This is a genomic window from Tannerella forsythia (assembly GCF_001006485.1).
Taxonomy (GTDB): Bacteria; Bacteroidota; Bacteroidia; order Bacteroidales; family Tannerellaceae; genus Tannerella; species Tannerella forsythia.
The window spans coordinates 18,652-36,485 of the sequence record NZ_JUET01000093.1 but is presented as its reverse complement, the minus strand read 5'-3'; the positions used below and the strand labels follow the sequence as shown (position 1 = coordinate 36,485).

Below are 17,834 nucleotides of genomic sequence, written 5' to 3'. Positions count from 1 at the left end.
CGTAACAGTCCGTTATTACTGATCGTAGCAACATTTGGATTGGATACGCTCCACTCCACGATAGCTCCCGCCGGCAGGTTTTCTACCGTATAGGTTGCTTGATCGCAGACGGACGAAGGGCCGGAGATGGAGAGTACTCCTATACCATTTAATGTTTGAGGATTTATCCCCTGTGGATCAAGCCAATCCCTTAACCGCCTTCTCGAGTCGGTAGCGCCGTTGCCCGTCCAGGAAACACTGAATTTGCCGTAAGAAACTCTTTGTAATTCAGGATTATTTCCACATAAATGTTCAGGACATAGTTGTAAGTTGCCAGGACCTAAAAGTTGCCCAATAACCTTTCTCTGTGAGTTAATTAAAGGGGAACCAGATGACCCGGGTTCCATTATTGAATGGTGATCAGCTCCCGTTTTTATAAATCCGGTCATCCAATAATTATTATTCATACAAGTAGAATTAATGGGAGATGTATTATATGTTGCTATCTTTTTTACATCTCCTTTCGGATGATGAATACCGACACCGCCTGTTCCCGAATTACCGGAATGATCCCAACCTAAGTAATAAGGGGTAAATCCGGTTAAATTACGAGGGTCTTGCGTTAATCGAAGTAAAGCAAAATCAGATACTTCATTATTTGCGACTACGGTAGCCCCAACCGTTGATCGATGAACCGGCTCGTTTCCGTTGGAACAACCCGGATGTTCATACCCCCAATAAAAAACCCATTGAGAGGCGTTCGGATTACTGATTGCATCGAACAGATTTTGACCATAACTGTTTTGCAAACAATGATTTGCTGTCAATACGTAGGGGGTGTTGTCGTTATTGGTGTTATTGACCAATGAACAGGAGCACCATCCTGATCCGTAATCCGAGACAACCATAATTCTGGCAATAGCGTCCTTTTCCATTCTCCAATTCGCTCCCTCCGGACAATTTACATTTACCTGGCAATCGCCGGAGTCGTTGAAAGGCCTTGTTCGGGGAGTATACGGATTATTAACATACCTGTATCCATAGTCGATGCGAGCGATGGATATAATGGCTTCTTCACGCACGGTCTCCGGTTGATAATATTCGAAAGTAACTGTTTCTCCATATATCAAGCCGGTTGAAAATTCAAATGCACCGTTTGATTCGTTATTAAGGTACTCGGAGGTTATGGCCCCGATAGATTGTCTTGTTTCTTCGCTGTACACATAGAACTTTGCTCCTTTAGGCAACAAGAACTTATCGTATAGAGCGTTCGTAGAAAGGGCTCCCGGCAATCTGACCTTTAGCCTCCACAATTTGCTGCCGTCTTTCAACGTTTGCCACACCCCGGAATTAGCCAATGTATAATGCACTTTTACGGGATAGGCAAATCGCAAAGGGCCACCCGGCAGAGTGTCATTGACTTTATCTTCTGCCCGTATTATCGCCATATCCGGTGCAGATAGCTCTTGCGTAGAAATACTTCTTAATAATTGAGACGGAGTGCTACCAAAGCTAAAAGGAACTTCATGGGTCGTTATTTGCGCGCTTAGGAATTGTATAAAAAACAAGTAGCCTAAAATAGAGAATATAGTCTTTTTCATGGTTTCGAGTATTTATAAAGTAAGTAATATTGTTTATTGTCGTAGAAAAATTTCAGTTCATTTTTCTCCCATGTGTATGATTCGAGTGTTTTTATAATGCGATAGAACAATGCGGCGTCACCGTTTTCTTCATCTCCAATCATTGTTACTATACCAATGAACGGAGGAGTTGTAAGATGAACTGTCATTTGATTAAGCACTGTTCCTCCTTTTGCTTCTGTCTCGGAAATAAATTTAAATCCGTAGCAGCCTTTGGGTGCAAGGGGGGTTATTTTCCCGGTCTTTGCATCTACTATTCCGGCCAGTTCCCACCGGGTACCGGTCAGCTGGGTAGGAACCTCGTAGTCCTTGTTCTTCTCGCATCCCGTTCCTGCTGTTAGTAAAAGCAGGGCACCTATCCATAAAATAATTTTCTGTTTCATGTTTTTCTGTTTTTAAACGTTTATACTTGTTTTCCGCGTTCCGGATATTTCTTTTACGCTGCGCCTCCGTTGCAGTTTGCGAGGCGCATCAAATTGTCGGGTGGAGTGTCGGTTGTTATTTCCATAGCCTTGCGTTTTTGATGATACTACAAAGTTAGAAACATTTTTTGAGAATATGCAAATATTTTGTCTGTTTTTTTGCGTCCTTTGCGAACTTGGCAGTAAGATCACCGCAAAGAACGCAAAGGTTACGCAACGTACGCACGATTTATTTGATCGGAAACATTTCAACGCAACGCCCATTTTTATAGTTTGGCTTTTTGCATCTCAAAAAATGGCCCGTAAATCGTTAAAAGAAGCATCCTTCTCAAAAAAAGTTATATCTTTGTGTGGTCATTCATCATGATAAACAATATTAGCAATGAATATAAAACAATTTCTTGTTGTCGGTTGTATAACAGGCTCTCTTTTAGAGTGTGAGAACAGAGTTTTCGAAGCTCCGGCGCCTGTTTTGCCGGTTCCTGCGCCTGAGCAGGTTGCCTGGCATAAAACGGAGATGTATGCTTTTGTACATTTTGGGTTGAATACGTTCAACGATCTTGAATGGGGCTATGGTGATACGCCCGCATCGACATTTAATCCGGAAAATCTGGATTGCGATCAATGGGCGCGCATCATCAAGGCCGCCGGATTCAGAGGTATTGTCATTACGACGAAGCACCATGACGGTTTTTGCCTCTGGCCGACGGAAACCACGAAATACAGTGTGAAAAATTCGCCATGGAGAGACGGCAAGGGCGATGTGGTACGCGATCTTTCCGAAGCGTGTAAGAAATATGACTTGAAGTTTGGTGTTTATCTCTCGCCGTGGGATCGGAATCATGCCGAATACGGTCGTCCGGGATACGTGGAGGCGTACCATAACCAAATACGTGAATTGTCGTCGAACTATGGATCGCTCTTCGAGTTCTGGTTTGACGGGGCGAATGGCGGCGACGGCTGGTATGGTGGTGCCAATGAGAAACGTTCGATCGATGCGGTGACATATTACAACTACGAAAAAGCACGCGAAATCATCAAAGAAAAACATCCTGATGCGATGATCTTCGGTGGGACAGTGCCCGATATTCGGTGGATCGGCAATGAAAGCGGATGGGCCGGCGATACGCAATGGAGCATTTTCGGAACCGAGCCGGAGTATCATGATCATTATAAACAAAGTCAGTGGGGCGACGAGAACGGCTCAAGATGGCTCGGCGGCGAAGTTGATGTATCCATACGTCCGGGATGGTTCTATCATGCCGGCGAAGACCATCAGGTACGCACACTCTCGCAGATGGTCGATTACTACTATCGCAGCGTGGGGCATAACGCGAATCTGATTCTGAACTTCCCGATCTCTCTGCGCGGTACGATCCATCCCTTCGACTCGGCACGGGTGATGGAATGGGCCGAAACGATTCGCAACGATTTGAAAGAAAATCTGCTTGCTCGAGCTACGGTTAAAGCATCGGTTGGGCGGGGAAGTAAGTACGCCGCCAGGCAGGTGCTTGACGGAGATTGGGATACTTACTGGGCTACGGCAGATGGCGAAGTAAGCGGTGATCTGACATTCTCCTTTTCGGAGCCGACAGCTCTGAATCGCTTTCTGATTCAGGAATATATCCCATTGGGACAACGGGTTCGTTCGTTTGTTATCGAAGCCGAGCACGAAGGTCAGTGGGTGCCTGTCGAGGCTTATGATTCTACGACAACGGTCGGTTATAAGCGTATCGTCCGTTTCCGGACCGTGACCTCAAAACAGTTTCGGATACGTTTTCTCGATGCCCGTGGTCCGCTCTGCATCAATAATGTGGAGGCTTTTCTGGCACCGGCGCTGATGGTTGAACCGCGTATCATTCGCAACGAGAAGGATGAGGTAATGATTCTGTCGGGCGATAAAAACTCGGTTGTGTATTATACAACGGACGATTCACGGCCTACACTCGAATCGGCACGTTACGATCACCCATTCTCATTTGCACAAAAAGGCCGAATCAAAGCAGCTTGTTATGATGAAACATTCCGGAGATGGAGTCCGGTTACTGTGGCCGAACTCGATCTTCCTGCATCGTCTTATGAAATGACAGATGATAAAATGATCGCACTTTTCGATGGGGACGGAACGACACTGTATGCCTTGCCTCAGGGTGAGAACTCGTTGATTGTCAGGTTGAAAGAAAAGAAAAAAATCGTTGGGTTTCGCTATTTACCCAACCAGCAACGCTATGCCGATGGGCATATTTCTTCGTATCAGGTTTTGGTCGATGGAAAAGAAGTAGCCCAAGGAGAGTTCTCAAACATTCGCAACAATCCGGTCATGCGAGACGTGTGGTTTGCCCAACCAGTCGAAGGAAAAACGCTTCGCCTTGCAGCAAAGAGTATCGTTCTGAATCCGCCCGTAAGAATCGGTGACTTCTCTCTGATTACAGAATAACAACGTGAGAACAGAAGAACTCATTTTTCAGCCGTATAAATAAAATTCATAAGAATGGACTCAGGACTTTTGCCTTTTGCTTTACTGTGTTTTACATCTTTCTTCACACTGACGAATCCGTTGGGAACGATGCCCGTCTTTCTGACGATGACAAACGGTATGACCGAGAAGGAACGTCGTGCCATTGTACGACGGGCTACCATCGTTGCATTCCTCACTTTGATGGTCTTCATCTTTTCCGGACAGTTTTTATTCAAATTCTTCGGAATCTCGACCAATGGCTTTCGTATTGTAGGAGGGGTGATCATCTTTAAAATCGGATTCGATATGTTGCAGGCGCGTTATACTTCGCTCCGGTTGAAAGACGAGGAGATCAAGACATACGCCAACGATATTTCCGTCACACCGCTCGGTATCCCGATGCTTTGCGGGCCGGGGGCCATTGCCAATGCCATTGTTCTGATGCAGGACGCGCATACCATTGAGATGAAAGGTGTACTAATTGGCATCGTGGCGCTCATCTATCTCTTCGCTTTTTTCATGCTCAGCGCCTCGACTCGGCTTGTTAAAGTGCTCGGAGAAACAGGAAATAATGTTATGATGCGTTTGATGGGATTGATTCTGATGGTCATTGCCGTCGAGTGCTTCGTTGGCGGCGCCCAACCGATTTTAGTTGATATCTTAAAGAAAGGAACAATATCTCTGCCCCTGACGGAATGATGTGGACTCCATCATGAAGATGTGCGCAACGATCTCCGCCTTCATTTTTATCACAAAGCCCTTTCCTTGCCGAAAAAGGGGCTTTCGTTTCGCCGCCTCCGTTTAATTTTTAATCCGATAAATACTTTTACAAGACAACAATAATTCCATATCTTTGCGGGAAATATTGGTGGTATGCAAGACGCCACCGCGAAAATCAGCCTGTTGACAGTCTTCCGATGGCTTTGTGCAAGAAGAAGGGACATCGGGACAAGAAAGAATAGATAGATAAATAAACAAGAAGAACGATGAATATATTGCTATTAGGTTCGGGAGGACGCGAGCATGCATTAGCATGGAAAATGGCTCAAAGCCCGAAGATCGGACAACTTTATATTGCTCCCGGTAATGCGGGGACAGCGACTGTGGGAACAAACGTAGACTTGCAAGCGAATGATTTTGCAGGCATCAAAACGTTTGTGTTGACGAATCACGTCGATATGGTCGTTGTGGGGCCGGAGGATCCGCTGGTGGCAGGGATCTATGACTATTTCCGCGATGATGATGGGCTGGCTCGCATCCCGGTCATTGGCCCGAGTCGTAAAGGAGCTCAACTGGAAGGGAGTAAAGACTTTGCCAAGGCTTTTATGATGCGACATGATATTCCTACCGCACGCTACCGCAGCTTCACCGCCGACAAGCTGGCAGCCGGCGAGGCCTTTCTCGAAACCTTATCTCCTCCTTACGTGCTGAAAGCCGACGGACTGGCAGCCGGTAAGGGTGTGCTGATTATCGATTCGCTCGACGAAGCAAAGAGGAGACTGCGCGAGATGTTGCAAGGCATGTTTGGCGAGGCCGGCCGCACGGTTGTTATCGAGGAGTTCCTCGACGGTATCGAATGTTCGGTGTTTGTGCTGACCGATGGCAATGATTACAAAATCCTTCCGGTAGCGAAGGATTATAAACGGATCGGCGAGGGCAATACCGGTTTGAACACCGGAGGTATGGGGGCCGTATCGCCCGTTTTGTTTGCCGACGCTCTGTTTATGCAAAAGGTGGAGGAGCGCATCATCCGTCCTACGGTCGACGGGTTGCGCACCGAAGGGATCGACTACAAAGGGGTTATTTTTTTCGGACTGATTAATGTCAAAGATGAGCCGATGGTGATCGAATACAACTGTCGTATGGGCGATCCCGAAACGGAAGTGGTGATGTTACGTATCGAGAGCGACCTTGTTGATCTGCTCGAAGGAGTAGCCCAAGGCACCCTGTCTACGTGCGAACTGATCGAAGATGCGCGTGCGGCTGTCACCGTGATGCTTGTCAGCGGCGGATACCCCGGAGCCTATGAGAAAGGTAAAGTCATCACCGGCCTCGACACGGTTCATACACCCGACCGTATCGTGTTTCATGCCGGAACGACCCGGAAAGATGGAGCCGTCATTACGTCGGGCGGACGTGTCATCGCTGTCAGCTCATACGGGATTACGAAAGAAGAGGCCTTGAAGAAATCGTATGCCGGAGCGGAGGCCATCGATTTCGAAAGGAAGTACTATCGGCGTGATATCGGGTTCGATCTGTAAACATCACCACCGGATATGGGACGAGAATCCGAAGAGTTTCAGCGCAGAAAACGGATTAATCTGTCGAGACTGCCCAACCTTATCCTTACCGTACTGGTTTGTCTGGTATGTTGGACGGTAGGATATCAATACTCGGTCGGCTATCCGGTCGTTTGCAATACGGGGGGCTCACCGGTGTGGGAGGCTGTCTGTGCGATACTGCCCGACAAGCGTTTCACCTACCTGATCGGATGCTCGCTGATCTGTTTGCTCGCTTTTATTATACAGCGAATCAATTTTTCGTTCGTTATCGTTCGAGGAAAGACGCTGTTGCCTTTTCTTTTTTTTCTACTTTTTGTCAGCACTAATCCGGATATCTTCCCCCTTCGTCCGGCCTCTCTCACTCTTTTCTTCCTGCTCGGAGCGCTGGCTGAGCTTTTCAGTTCGTACCAAAGCCCCGAACAGACAGGACGCGTTTTCAATTGGTCCGTGTACCTGAGTCTGGGCAGTCTGATCTGGCCGCATCTGCTTTGGATGGTGCCGCTTTTTTGGTTCGGGATGTACCGTCTGCATTCGCTGACGCCTCAAAACCTGCTCACTTCCGTGCTGGGTATCCTTACCACCTTCGGGTTCGTATTTGTCTGGTGTCTTTGGAAGCATGATTACACCCTCTTTATTGTACTGAAGGAGCAATTGGCGGCCATCCATCCGTTCTTTCTGAGTAATCCTCTGCGAATCGAATGGCTCAGTTCGATTTGTGTCGTTTGTCTGACGATTATTACGTATATCTATATTTTACTGCATGAATTCGAGCATAACATACGTACACGGCAATTTCTTTCCTTCCTGTTGGTCTTCGCGTTCTATTCGTTGATACCGCTCGGCCTGTACGAACAGCATTCGGTCGATTTTCTATGCCTCTTCTATGTACCCTCATCCATGCTGGTTTCCTATTTCTTCTCCGACCGACGTAACCTGTTGACGTACTTGTTCTATATCCTGATTGTCATCTTCCTCATGCTCTTGCTGCTCGTTCGTTTATGGACTTTCTGATCGATTACGGGTACATCGGTGTTTTCATTGCCTCTTTTCTGGCGGCCACCGTCCTTCCTTTCAGTTCCGAGGTTGTGCTCACAGGAGTCCTGTTGGGCGGCGCATCGTATCTGCCTTGTATGATTGCGGCGACGATGGGTAATTTTCTCGGCGGAATGACATGCTATTGGACCGGAAAAGCCGGGAAGGTGGAATGGATCAGGAAATACCTTCGGCTCAACATCGACAAATTGCTGAAAGTACAGCAATGGATCAGCGGGAAAGGCTCATGGACAGCTTTTTTCGTGTTCGTACCCGGTATCGGCGATTTTATTGCCGTGGCACTCGGTTTTTTACGTGCCAACGTATGGTGGGTCGCTTTCTGGATGCTACTTGGCAAAGCCCTCCGTTATTGGGTATGGATGGAACTGGTATATAAAGTGCAGGGAGCCGTCTGAAGTCTTATTGCAAAGCGTTAAAACAGGCATATATCCGAATGGGAGACCGGATGACAAGCAAAATATTTCGTCAGTCCTGCAAAAATACGATTTCATTCGCATCATTTTGTATTGAAGAAATAGACTTTGAAGATAAAAGAAATAAACATTATTCAATTGAGGTTTTATTTTATTCAGAAGAATTGATATTTTTGCAATTGCCGGCTTTATGGTCGGGCTGATTATTTCCAAAACATGAATACATTTTTTTTGTTATGAAAAAAAGAATGCTATGTATGGTGGCAATGCTCATGACGGGAATGCTCTCGGCACAGGAGATTACCGGACCATGGAGCGGAAGTATGTCCGTGAGTGGTTTCAAACTGCGCCTTGTGTTTCACATTCAGCGAAGCGAGCAGGGACTTTCTGCTACGCTCGACAGCCCCGATCAGGGTGCGAAAGGTATTCCGTGCGATACGGTTACATTCAACCCTCCTGCGTTGCGTATCGTTATGCGAAGCTTGGGGGCTTCTTATGATGCGGTATTGGCAAACGATACGCTGAAAGGCACCTTCTCGCAGGTGGGGATGAAAATACCGCTTGATATGGTTCGTAACGATATATCCAAAGGTCTGTTCAAACGCCCGCAAGAGTCTCGTCCGCCATTTCCGTATTACACCGAAGAGGTCACGTTTATTAACTCGACCGATAACATCACGCTGGCCGGCACGTTAACGTTGCCTGCGAAAGAAGGGAAGTATCCCGTTGTCGTTCTGATCTCGGGCAGTGGCCCTCAAAACCGTGACGAAGAGTTGATGGGACATAAACCCTTCTTAGTGGTAGCCGATTACCTGACCCGAAACGGTATCGGAGTACTGCGGTATGATGACCGCGGCACGGCGCAGTCCGGCGGCCGTTTCTCTACGGCTACCTCGTCCGATTTTTCCAATGATGCCGAAGCGGCCGTCGAATACCTGAGGACTCGCCACGAGGTAGATTCTCTCCGGATAGGGCTGATCGGCCACAGCGAAGGAGGCATCATCGCTCCGATGGTCGCGGCGAGGAACAAACGTGTGGCGTTTGTGGTGATGCTTGCCGGGGTAGGTGTGCCCGGCCATGAAGTATTGAAAACACAGGTCGAAGATATGGCTAAAGCATCGGGTGTACCGGACAGCGCACGTAAGATAAACAACCGGATTACAGAAAGGATGTATGAATTAATTCTTACATGCAGTGATCAGAAGTATGTATTGGATAGTCTGACTGTTTACATAAGGCAGTCCGAGCAAGTTGTTCAGCCTGAATTTAGTATAGATGTGGATGATTCGCTTTTGAAAGCCACAGCAAGATGGATGCTCTCTCCGTGGATGCAATACTTTCTGCGCTATGATCCCGCCTCGACGCTCCGAAAAGTAACCTGTCCCGTGCTGGCACTCAATGGCACGAAAGATATGCAAGTTGCCGCACAATCCAATTTGTCGGCTATCCGGAAAGCATTGGAGGAGGGAGGAAATACTGATGTTACTGTTCGCGAACTTCCAGGGTTAAATCATCTTTTCCAGGAGTGCACGACCGGAGCCCTCGATGAATATGCTACAATCGAACAAACGTTTGCCCCTTCGGCACTCGAAATCATCGTCGCGTGGATCAAGGAACGGAAATGAAAGAAAAGGGATTGATTTACGGCTGTTTCCTCGCCATACGTATCCGGCAGGAAGAAAAAGCCATGAAGGGAATGTGGAGCTCTACCAATCCCTGATATTGTTTTCGTCGGGAAAATAATTGTATTGATCTAAAAGAGGATAAAGCGTTTTGCCGTAGTGAAGCCGTAGGGATATGGCGTATGTTTTATAACATGGCGTAACGTTGCAGCAGGTCGTTTTTTGGGTAGTAGGGGGATTATCGGTTTTTTTGTGAAAAAATCGGATTGTTTGCAGTAACATTAAAAAAAGAATATCCATGAAAAGTAAATCGCTACTTGTTTTTAGTTTTCTGCTGATGCCCTTATGGCTTTTTGCCCAGCAACGCATAACCGTTTCGGGCGTTGTAACGGAGCAAGCCACGGGTGAGCCCGCTATTGGTGTCAGTATTCTGGTAAAAGGTACGACAAATGGGACCGTGACCGGGATCGACGGTTCGTACACGTTATCCGACGTTCCGGCTCAGGCAACGTTGGTCTTCAGTTATATCGGTATGACGACGGTGGAGCAGGCCGTCAACGGACGCTCACGTATCGATGTGATGATGTCGGAGGATCGGCAGGTATTGGACGAAGTTGTGGTTATCGGTTACGGAAGCGCCAAGAAGCGTGATCTGACCGGGTCGATCGTCAGTATCAAAGCCGCCGAGTTTGCCGATCGTCCGTCGACGAACCCATTGGCTTCCATACAGGGGAAACTTGCGGGAGTGCAGGTGGTCAATGCCGGACATGCCGGACAGGATCCGGAGATTCGTATCCGCGGTACAAACTCGATCAACGGATATGCGCCGTTGTATGTTGTGGATGGACTGTTTTCTGACAACATCAACTATTTGAACCCTGCCGATATCGAGTCGATGGAAGTATTGAAAGACCCTTCATCACTCGCGATTTTTGGTGTTCGCGGCGCCAACGGGGTGATTATCGTGAATACGAAACGCGCCAAATCCGGGCAGACGGTTGTGAACATCAACTCATCGTTCGGATTCAGAAATGTCGCCGACCGGATGTCGATGACCAATGCCGCTCAGTTCCGCGAACTATATGATGAACAGCGAGTCAATCAGGGACTGGGCGCATACGACTATGCGAAATGGAATGCCGATACCGATTGGCAGGACGTGATCTTCCGGCAGGGTTTTATGACGAACCACAATGTAAGCATCACGGGCGCCAGCGAGAAGAACCGTTTCTACTTAGGCCTCGGCTACACATCGGAGGAAGGCAATATTCTGCATGAAAAGTACTCGAAGGTAACGGCTAACCTGAACAGCGATTATCAGGTGACTGATTTTTTGCGCTTCGGATTTCAGGTAAACGGTTCGCGTACATGGCCGTCCGATGCCAAAGGCGTATCGGGAGCCATCCGGGCCGCACCGATTGCTCCGGTCTATCATGAGAAAACCGGCCTGCTGCATACGCTCCCTGATTTTCAGCGGGCACAGGTGTGGAACCCGATGATCGACGTGGAAACGCGAGCCGGACATGCGGTCGGCGTAAACAACCGGGTGGCCGGAAATATCTACGGCGAGGTGGATCTTCTGAAAAATCTGAAATTTAAAACTACCTTCTCATTGGATTACGCCGTAGGGGAAGTGCGGAGATTCAGTCCGATTATTTATGTGTACAATCCCGATGTTGCAGGCAAAGAGAATCTGACCGACCGCGAATCGGTATCGCAAAATAAATCGACACGTACCGTCGCACAAAGCGACTATATTCTGACTTACGACTTGTCGTCGGGCGGACACAGCTTGACGGCGATGGCCGGATTAACCACAAATTATACCGAATATTCGCTGCTGGAAAGCGCAAGAGAACAACATCTTAATGATATCATCTTTTCGATTCCCGATAATGACAAGGATAAATGGTGGATTTCCTCGATTGATGCGAAAGCCTCGTCGAACGAAGGTGCACAACACCGCCGTTTTACCATGTCGTACCTGCTTCGGGCGTTATACAGCTATCAGAACAGGTATTTGCTCAACGTGTCGTACCGTCGCGACGGCGCTTCGGTGTTCCGTTCGGTAGGCAACACGTGGGAGAACTTCTATTCGCTCGGTGCAGGCTGGGTCGTTTCGGAAGAGGCGTTCATGAAAAATCAGTCGATGATCGATTACCTGAAGTTGAAAGGCTCGTGGGGAGTGTTGGGAAGCCAGAATACCGGAGGATTCCATTATCCTACATATCCTCGACTGGAGAACTCGGGCAGCGCTGTTTTCGGCGACAACATCATCGCGGGCTATTCGTTGAAGTATCTGCCCCGTAATCTGTCGTGGGAGAAAACGCACGCATGGGAGGCCGGTCTCGAGATTGCTTTCTTCGGGAATCGGCTTCGTATTGAGCCGGTGTATTATAACAAGGTAACGAAAGATATTATTGTTTTGTTATCGGGTTTCTCGGGGGCGAAAAATTCGCTCGAAAATCTCGGAGAGATCCGTAACCGGGGCATGGAGCTTTCAGCTTCGTGGTCGGATAAGATCGGGGAAAGCGGGCTGAAGTACACCGTATCAGGTAACCTGACGACAATCGACAATCAGGTGCTTTCGCTCGGACGTGGCCCCGAGGATGCCATCTTTGAAGGACCGAAAGGCATCTCGCGTTCGATGGAAGGGTATCCTGTGGCACACTTCTACGGTTATCAGGTTATCGGCGTATACCAGAACAAAGAAGACGTGAAGCGTTACTACCCGAATAAAGTCGGCAGTCCGGCACCCGGCGACCTGAAATTTAAGGATGTGAACGGCGATGGCGTGATCACGCAGGACGACCGTACGATGATCGGTAATCCGACACCCGACCTTACCTACGGTTTCAACGTCAACCTCGAATATCGAAACTTCGATCTGGGCGTCGACATGATGGGAGTCTATGGCAACGAAATCTACCGGACCTGGGATGACCCGACGTATGCTCAGTTAAACTACCTTACCTCGCGGATGAACCGCTGGCACGGTGAAGGTACGTCCAACTGGGAGCCGATTCTGAACCCGTCGCGGGCGTTGAATCTGCTAAATTCGAACTATTTCATCGAAGACGGCAGTTTCTTCCGCATACGTAACGTTCAGCTCGGATACAAACTCCATCCGGCACTGTTGAGCAAGCTGCATCTGAAGTCGCTGCGACTGTATGCGAATATTCAGAACCTGAAAACATGGCGACGTAACACGGGATACACGCCCGAGATGAAAGGCTCGGCCTTGGAATCGGGTATCGACAGAGGAACGTATCCCATGCCGGTGATTTATACTTTCGGATTTAACTTAACTTTCTAAATACATCGATTATGAATCATTCTATCAGAAATATCATAGGAATACTCGCAACAGGCCTTGCGATGCTGACGGGCGGATGCACCGACCTGTTAGATCAGCGTCCGCAGGGAGAGTGGATACAGGGCGATGAAAGCGGTGGCGGATCATTTCAGTCCGATGTCTTTACCTTGTACGCCAAGATGCGCGGGTTTAGCGTAACAAGCGGAACAACGGCACTGGCAGTGCATTGCTTCCGTTCCGAAGATGCCGAAAAAGGCAGTACGGCCTCCGACGGCGCGGCACACGGCAAGATGTTCGACGACTTTGAATACATTGCAACAAACGGACTGATTGCCGGCTACTGGACCGGGAACTACGAGCTGATTATCTTAGCCAATAAAGTCATTGCCGACATCGAGCAGAGCGAGAAGGAAAAAGGTTCCCTATCGGATGGTGACCGCATCAACAAGTCGGAAGCGCATTTCTTCCGTGCCTTCGCTTTCTTCAATCTGGTGCGTGCGTTCGGCGACGTGCCCAAAATTGATTTCAAAGTGAACAAGGCCGAAGAGGCGAATATTCCGAAGTCTCCCGCGGCAGATATCTACACTTTGATCGACGCCGACCTGACCGCCGCCGAAGCGCATCTGCCCAAGACGTGGCCGGCCGTATACACCGGTCGTCTGACCTGGGGCGCCGCACGGTCACTGCATGCAAGGACCTACATGCAACGCAATGATTGGACGAATATGTATGCGGCATCCACGGAAGTAATCAAGTCCGGCCTGTATAACCTGAATACGCCATACGACAAGATCTTCCGTGAATCGGGTGAGAACAGCAGCGAATCCGTCTTTGAGCTGCAATGTACGGCGACTCCATCACAACCGGGTTCGAACGACATCGGTAGCCAGTTTGCACAGGTGCAGGGCGTGCGTGGCTCCGGCGAATGGAATCTCGGCTGGGGTTGGCATACGCCGACTCAGTTGTTGGCTGATGCGTTTGAAAAAGGCGATCCGCGCAAGGACGAGACGTTGCTCTACTTCGTCAAGACAGGCGAAGACGCGAATACGATTGAGCCTAACAAACCGTGGGGCGAGCGGCCTGTTGCCAATGCTTCCGTCGTCAATAAATACTATAATAAGAAAGCATACACCGATCCTACGCTGCGTGCCACTTACACAAAGAGTGGCCACTGGTATAACATCCGCCTGATTCGCTATGCCGACGTCATACTTATGGCGGCCGAAGCGGCCAATGAGACGGGCAAAACAGGCGAAGCGATGGAATACCTCGAAATGGTACGCGCTCGTGCCCGGGGAAGCAATGCTGCTGTTCTGCCGAAAGTAACGACAACCGATCCGGCCGAGATGCGCAAAGCCATCCGTCACGAACGCCGGGTGGAGCTGGGCATGGAGTTCGACCGTTTCTACGACCTTGTGCGCTGGGGCATCGCCCGCGAAGTGTTGCATGCGGCCGGCAAAACGAATTATCAGGACAAGCATGCGTTACTGCCTTTGCCGCAGACGGAAGTCGACAAGTCGAATGGCGTACTCAAACAGAATCCGAATTACTAACCGATTAAAACAAGACCTTATGAAAAAGACAATGTATATGGGAATCGCGTTGGCCGGTTTGTTGCTGACGTCGTGTTTTCAGGACTTGGGGCAAGACCCGCCGTTCGACTATCCGCAGCAGCCGACACCTCCGCCGCTCGGTGCCGACGGACAAATCTTCTACCTGTCGTTCGACAAGGATTTTGAAGAATACCAAAGTCTTTCTGAGGCTTTACCGACAGGAACACCCTCACTGACCGACGGAAAAAAAGGTAAAGCATATACAGGGGCCAAAGACAGCTATCTTACGTTTGACGTGGCCAATCTGGCCGCGCCGTTAGGATCGTCGATGACGTTTGCGTTCTGGTACAAGCTCAATCCTGTGCCCGACCGTGCCGGTCTGCTCGTGCTTGCTCCCAAGACGGAAGGTAAACCTGCCGACAAACAAAATAACCGCAAAGCCGGCTTCCGTATCTTCCGCGAAAAAGCGGGTGCGAAGCAGCGCATCAAGGCCAATGTGGGCAACGGAACGGCCGATAGCTGGTTAGACGGTGGCGCTAAGGCCGACCTTGATCCGGAGACGAACGCATGGAAATACGTTGCGCTGGTGCTGACCGAAGGGAAGGCTTTCCTTTACCTTGACGGTGAAGAGGTGGCCGCCACAAACCTGACCCGCATCAGCTGGGACGGCTGCGATCTGATGTCTATCGGTTCGGGGTCACCGCGCTTCAACGAGTGGAACCACCTCTCCGATCACAGCCTGATCGACGAGCTGCGTATCTACAACAAAGCATTGAGTGCTTCCGAAATCAAACAGTTAATGAATAAATAACGCACACTATGAAACAACGAATCTGCATCTTGCTGTTAGGCTGTGTTTGCAGCATGCAGTGGATTTCCGCTCAGAAGAAATTCCCTCAGTATGAGAGCGACGTGTATGTATCGAAGAGCGGCGACTCGCTGCTTTATCGCAGTCTGAAACCTGAAAACGTAGCCGAAGGTAAAACGTATCCGTTAGTGCTCTTTCTGCATGGAGCGGGCGAACGCGGCTCGGACAATGAGAAACAACTGTTTCACGGAGGCATGCTTTTTACCAATCCCGTTAACCGAACACAATACCCCGCCTTCGTATTGTTCCCTCAATGTCCGGAAGATCGCTACTGGCCTACGCCGCTACGTCCCGACGGTTTCAAAGACGGCAATCCTTTTCCGATTGACACTGAAATCTCACGACCGCTCGCATTGGTGAAGGAGCTGCTTGACCGGACGATGGCCGAATACCCTGTCGATCCCCGTCGCGTGTATGTGATGGGGCTGTCGATGGGCGGCATGGGTACGTTCGATCTTGTCTGCCGTTACCCTGATCTCTTTGCTGCCGCGATCCCCATCTGCGGAGGCATACATACCGGGCGATTAGAGAAACTTGTGACATCGACAAAATTCCGTATCTACCACGGAGATTCCGATTCGGTCGTGCCGGTAGAGTTTTCGCGCGAGGCTTATCTGGCGTTAAAGAAGGCTGGCATCGAGGCGGAATACATTGAGTTTCCCGGCGTTGATCACGGCAGTTGGTACCCGGCGTTCAGCCAGCCCGATTACTTCTCGTGGCTGTTCGGACAGCGCAAACCGGACGGAGGAGGCTTATGAGAGCAATAGCCGCAGCTTTCCTGTGCCTCTGCCTGACAGTCGGATGCGATAAAAAATCGGAGAAAGAGACACTCCCGGCCGAGCAACGTCTGCTGACATTTGCCGACGACGACGCGTTCCTCGATTATATTCAGCGAACGCACTTGAATTATATGTGGGACGGAGCCGAGCCGACATCGGGCTTGGCTCCCGAACGCATTCATATAGACGGCGTTTATCCGCAGAACGATGCCGACGTCGTGACTACGGGCGGTAGCGGCTTCGGCCTGGCAGGGCTGTTAGTCGCCGTTGAGCGGGGATTTATCCCGCGCGATACGTGTGTCGGGCGGCTTCACCGTATCGTCGATTATCTGGCGCGTGCCGACCGGTTTCACGGTGTCTGGCCGCACTGGATCTACGGAAAGACCGGAAAAGTAAAGCCGTTCAGCTCGAAAGATGACGGGGGCGACCTTGTCGAAAGCGCTTTTCTGATGGAGGGCCTCTTGTGCATACGTGAATATTTCAAGGAAGGGAATGCGTCGGAACGTGCATTGGCGCAGAAGATCGATACACTTTGGCATGCGATGGAGTGGGACTGGTATCTGAACGGTAAGGATGTGCTGTACTGGCACTGGAGTCCCACACACGAATGGCAGATGAACTTCCCGCTCGAAGGGTATAACGAGTGCCTGATCACATATATTCTTGCGGCTTCGTCGCCCACACATCCCATTCCGGCTTCGGCTTACCACAACGGATGGGCACGTGGCGGAGGTATTCGCAGCGAGTCCGTTGCTTACGGGCTACCGTTGCGGGTCAAACATAACGGTGCCGAAGGCTACGGAGGACCTCTCTTCTGGGCACATTACTCTTACATCGGCTTGAACCCGACAGGACTGAAAGACCGGTATGCCGATTATGGCGAGGTGAACCGTAATCAGGCGCTGATCAACTATGCCTACTGCGTGCAGAACCCGCAAGGGCATAAAGGATACGGCGAGAACTGCTGGGGACTGACGGCCAGCTACACGGTTAATGGCTACACGGCGCACAGACCGATGCAGACCGATCCGGGAGTCATCACCCCTACGGCGGCGCTGTCGAGCTTCCCCTATACCCCCGACGAATCGATGAAGGCTCTGCGTCATTTCTATTTTACTCTTGGAGACAGTATCTGGGGGGCGTATGGCTTTTACGATGCCTTCAGCATCGGGCACGGCTGGTATCCGAAACGCTATTTGGCCATCGATCAGCTGACCATTGCTCCGATGATCGAAAATCATCGTACGGGACTGCTCTGGCGTTTATTTATGAACGCCCCCGAAATACGCGAAGGACTGAAGAAGTTGGGCTTTGAAGTTGCTGTTTGAAACCGAAGAGCGAGCCGCTATAAGGAGAAAATACCTGTAATAACGGTGGATAAAAGGAAGTAACATATTTGATTTATTTTTACCCGAAAGCAATAAAAAAAGAAAAAGGAAAAGTACTATC

13 protein-coding genes are annotated in these 17,834 nt (G+C 49.6%); 11 read left to right on the top strand and 2 right to left on the bottom strand.

Annotation, left to right across the window (positions count from 1 at the left end; all coding sequences use genetic code 11):
- Both Tanf_RS09410 and Tanf_RS09405 read right to left on the bottom strand, forming a co-directional pair.
- Positions 1 to 1,580, bottom strand: a 1,580-nt coding sequence (locus tag Tanf_RS09410; protein ID WP_052449070.1) for a S1D family KLIKK protease miropsin-1, incomplete at its 3' end; no start/stop codon positions are given.
- The gene (locus Tanf_RS09405) at positions 1,577 to 2,002 is read right to left on the bottom strand and encodes a hypothetical protein (RefSeq protein WP_046825699.1); all 426 of its coding nucleotides are present in this window, start codon (positions 2,000 to 2,002) and stop codon (positions 1,577 to 1,579) included. The genes Tanf_RS09410 and Tanf_RS09405, both read right to left, overlap by 4 nt.
- A gap of 421 nt (positions 2,003 to 2,423) precedes the next feature.
- On the opposite strand from Tanf_RS09405, the gene Tanf_RS09400 reads away from it, so the two are divergent.
- The 11 genes from Tanf_RS09400 to Tanf_RS09345 all read left to right on the top strand — a co-directional run bounded on the left by Tanf_RS09400 (position 2,424) and on the right by Tanf_RS09345 (position 17,713).
- Positions 2,424 to 4,478 (top strand): alpha-L-fucosidase, encoded by a 2,055-nt coding sequence (locus Tanf_RS09400; protein ID WP_046825698.1) that lies wholly within the window; start codon positions 2,424 to 2,426, stop codon positions 4,476 to 4,478.
- Between the two features lie 54 nt (positions 4,479 to 4,532).
- Complete coding sequence (locus Tanf_RS09395; protein ID WP_046825697.1) at positions 4,533 to 5,198, top strand: MarC family protein; 666 nt, start codon at positions 4,533 to 4,535, stop codon at positions 5,196 to 5,198.
- A gap of 287 nt (positions 5,199 to 5,485) precedes the next feature.
- Complete coding sequence (purD, locus tag Tanf_RS09390; protein ID WP_046825696.1) at positions 5,486 to 6,760, top strand: phosphoribosylamine--glycine ligase; 1,275 nt, start codon at positions 5,486 to 5,488, stop codon at positions 6,758 to 6,760.
- Positions 6,761 to 6,775: 15 nt separating this feature from the next.
- Positions 6,776 to 7,792 carry a hypothetical protein gene (locus Tanf_RS09385; RefSeq protein ID WP_014224594.1) on the top strand — a complete coding sequence of 339 codons (1,017 nt, stop codon included), beginning with the start codon at positions 6,776 to 6,778 and terminating at the stop codon, positions 7,790 to 7,792.
- Complete coding sequence (locus tag Tanf_RS09380; RefSeq protein WP_046825695.1) at positions 7,780 to 8,229, top strand: YqaA family protein; 450 nt, start codon at positions 7,780 to 7,782, stop codon at positions 8,227 to 8,229. The genes Tanf_RS09385 and Tanf_RS09380 overlap by 13 nt, the downstream gene beginning before the upstream one ends.
- A 254-nt stretch (positions 8,230 to 8,483) precedes the next feature.
- The gene (locus Tanf_RS09370; RefSeq protein WP_046825694.1) at positions 8,484 to 9,872 is read left to right on the top strand and encodes an alpha/beta hydrolase family protein; all 1,389 of its coding nucleotides are present in this window, start codon (positions 8,484 to 8,486) and stop codon (positions 9,870 to 9,872) included.
- A 295-nt stretch (positions 9,873 to 10,167) separates the two neighbouring features.
- Positions 10,168 to 13,185: a SusC/RagA family TonB-linked outer membrane protein gene (locus tag Tanf_RS09365; RefSeq protein ID WP_046825693.1), complete on the top strand. Its 3,018-nt coding sequence runs from the start codon at positions 10,168 to 10,170 to the stop codon at positions 13,183 to 13,185.
- A gap of 11 nt (positions 13,186 to 13,196) precedes the next feature.
- Positions 13,197 to 14,738: a RagB/SusD family nutrient uptake outer membrane protein gene (locus Tanf_RS09360; RefSeq protein WP_046825692.1), complete on the top strand. Its 1,542-nt coding sequence runs from the start codon at positions 13,197 to 13,199 to the stop codon at positions 14,736 to 14,738.
- Positions 14,739 to 14,757: 19 nt separating this feature from the next.
- Positions 14,758 to 15,549, top strand: a complete 792-nt coding sequence (locus Tanf_RS09355) for a LamG domain-containing protein (RefSeq protein ID WP_161794960.1) — start codon at positions 14,758 to 14,760, stop codon at positions 15,547 to 15,549.
- Between the two features lie 8 nt (positions 15,550 to 15,557).
- Complete coding sequence (locus tag Tanf_RS09350) at positions 15,558 to 16,364, top strand: carboxylesterase family protein (protein WP_046825691.1); 807 nt, start codon at positions 15,558 to 15,560, stop codon at positions 16,362 to 16,364.
- A complete protein-coding gene (locus Tanf_RS09345; RefSeq protein WP_046825690.1) occupies positions 16,361 to 17,713 on the top strand; it encodes a glucoamylase family protein in 1,353 nt (450 codons plus the stop codon). The genes Tanf_RS09350 and Tanf_RS09345 overlap by 4 nt, the downstream gene beginning before the upstream one ends.
- Positions 17,714 to 17,834: the final 121 nt, after the last annotated feature.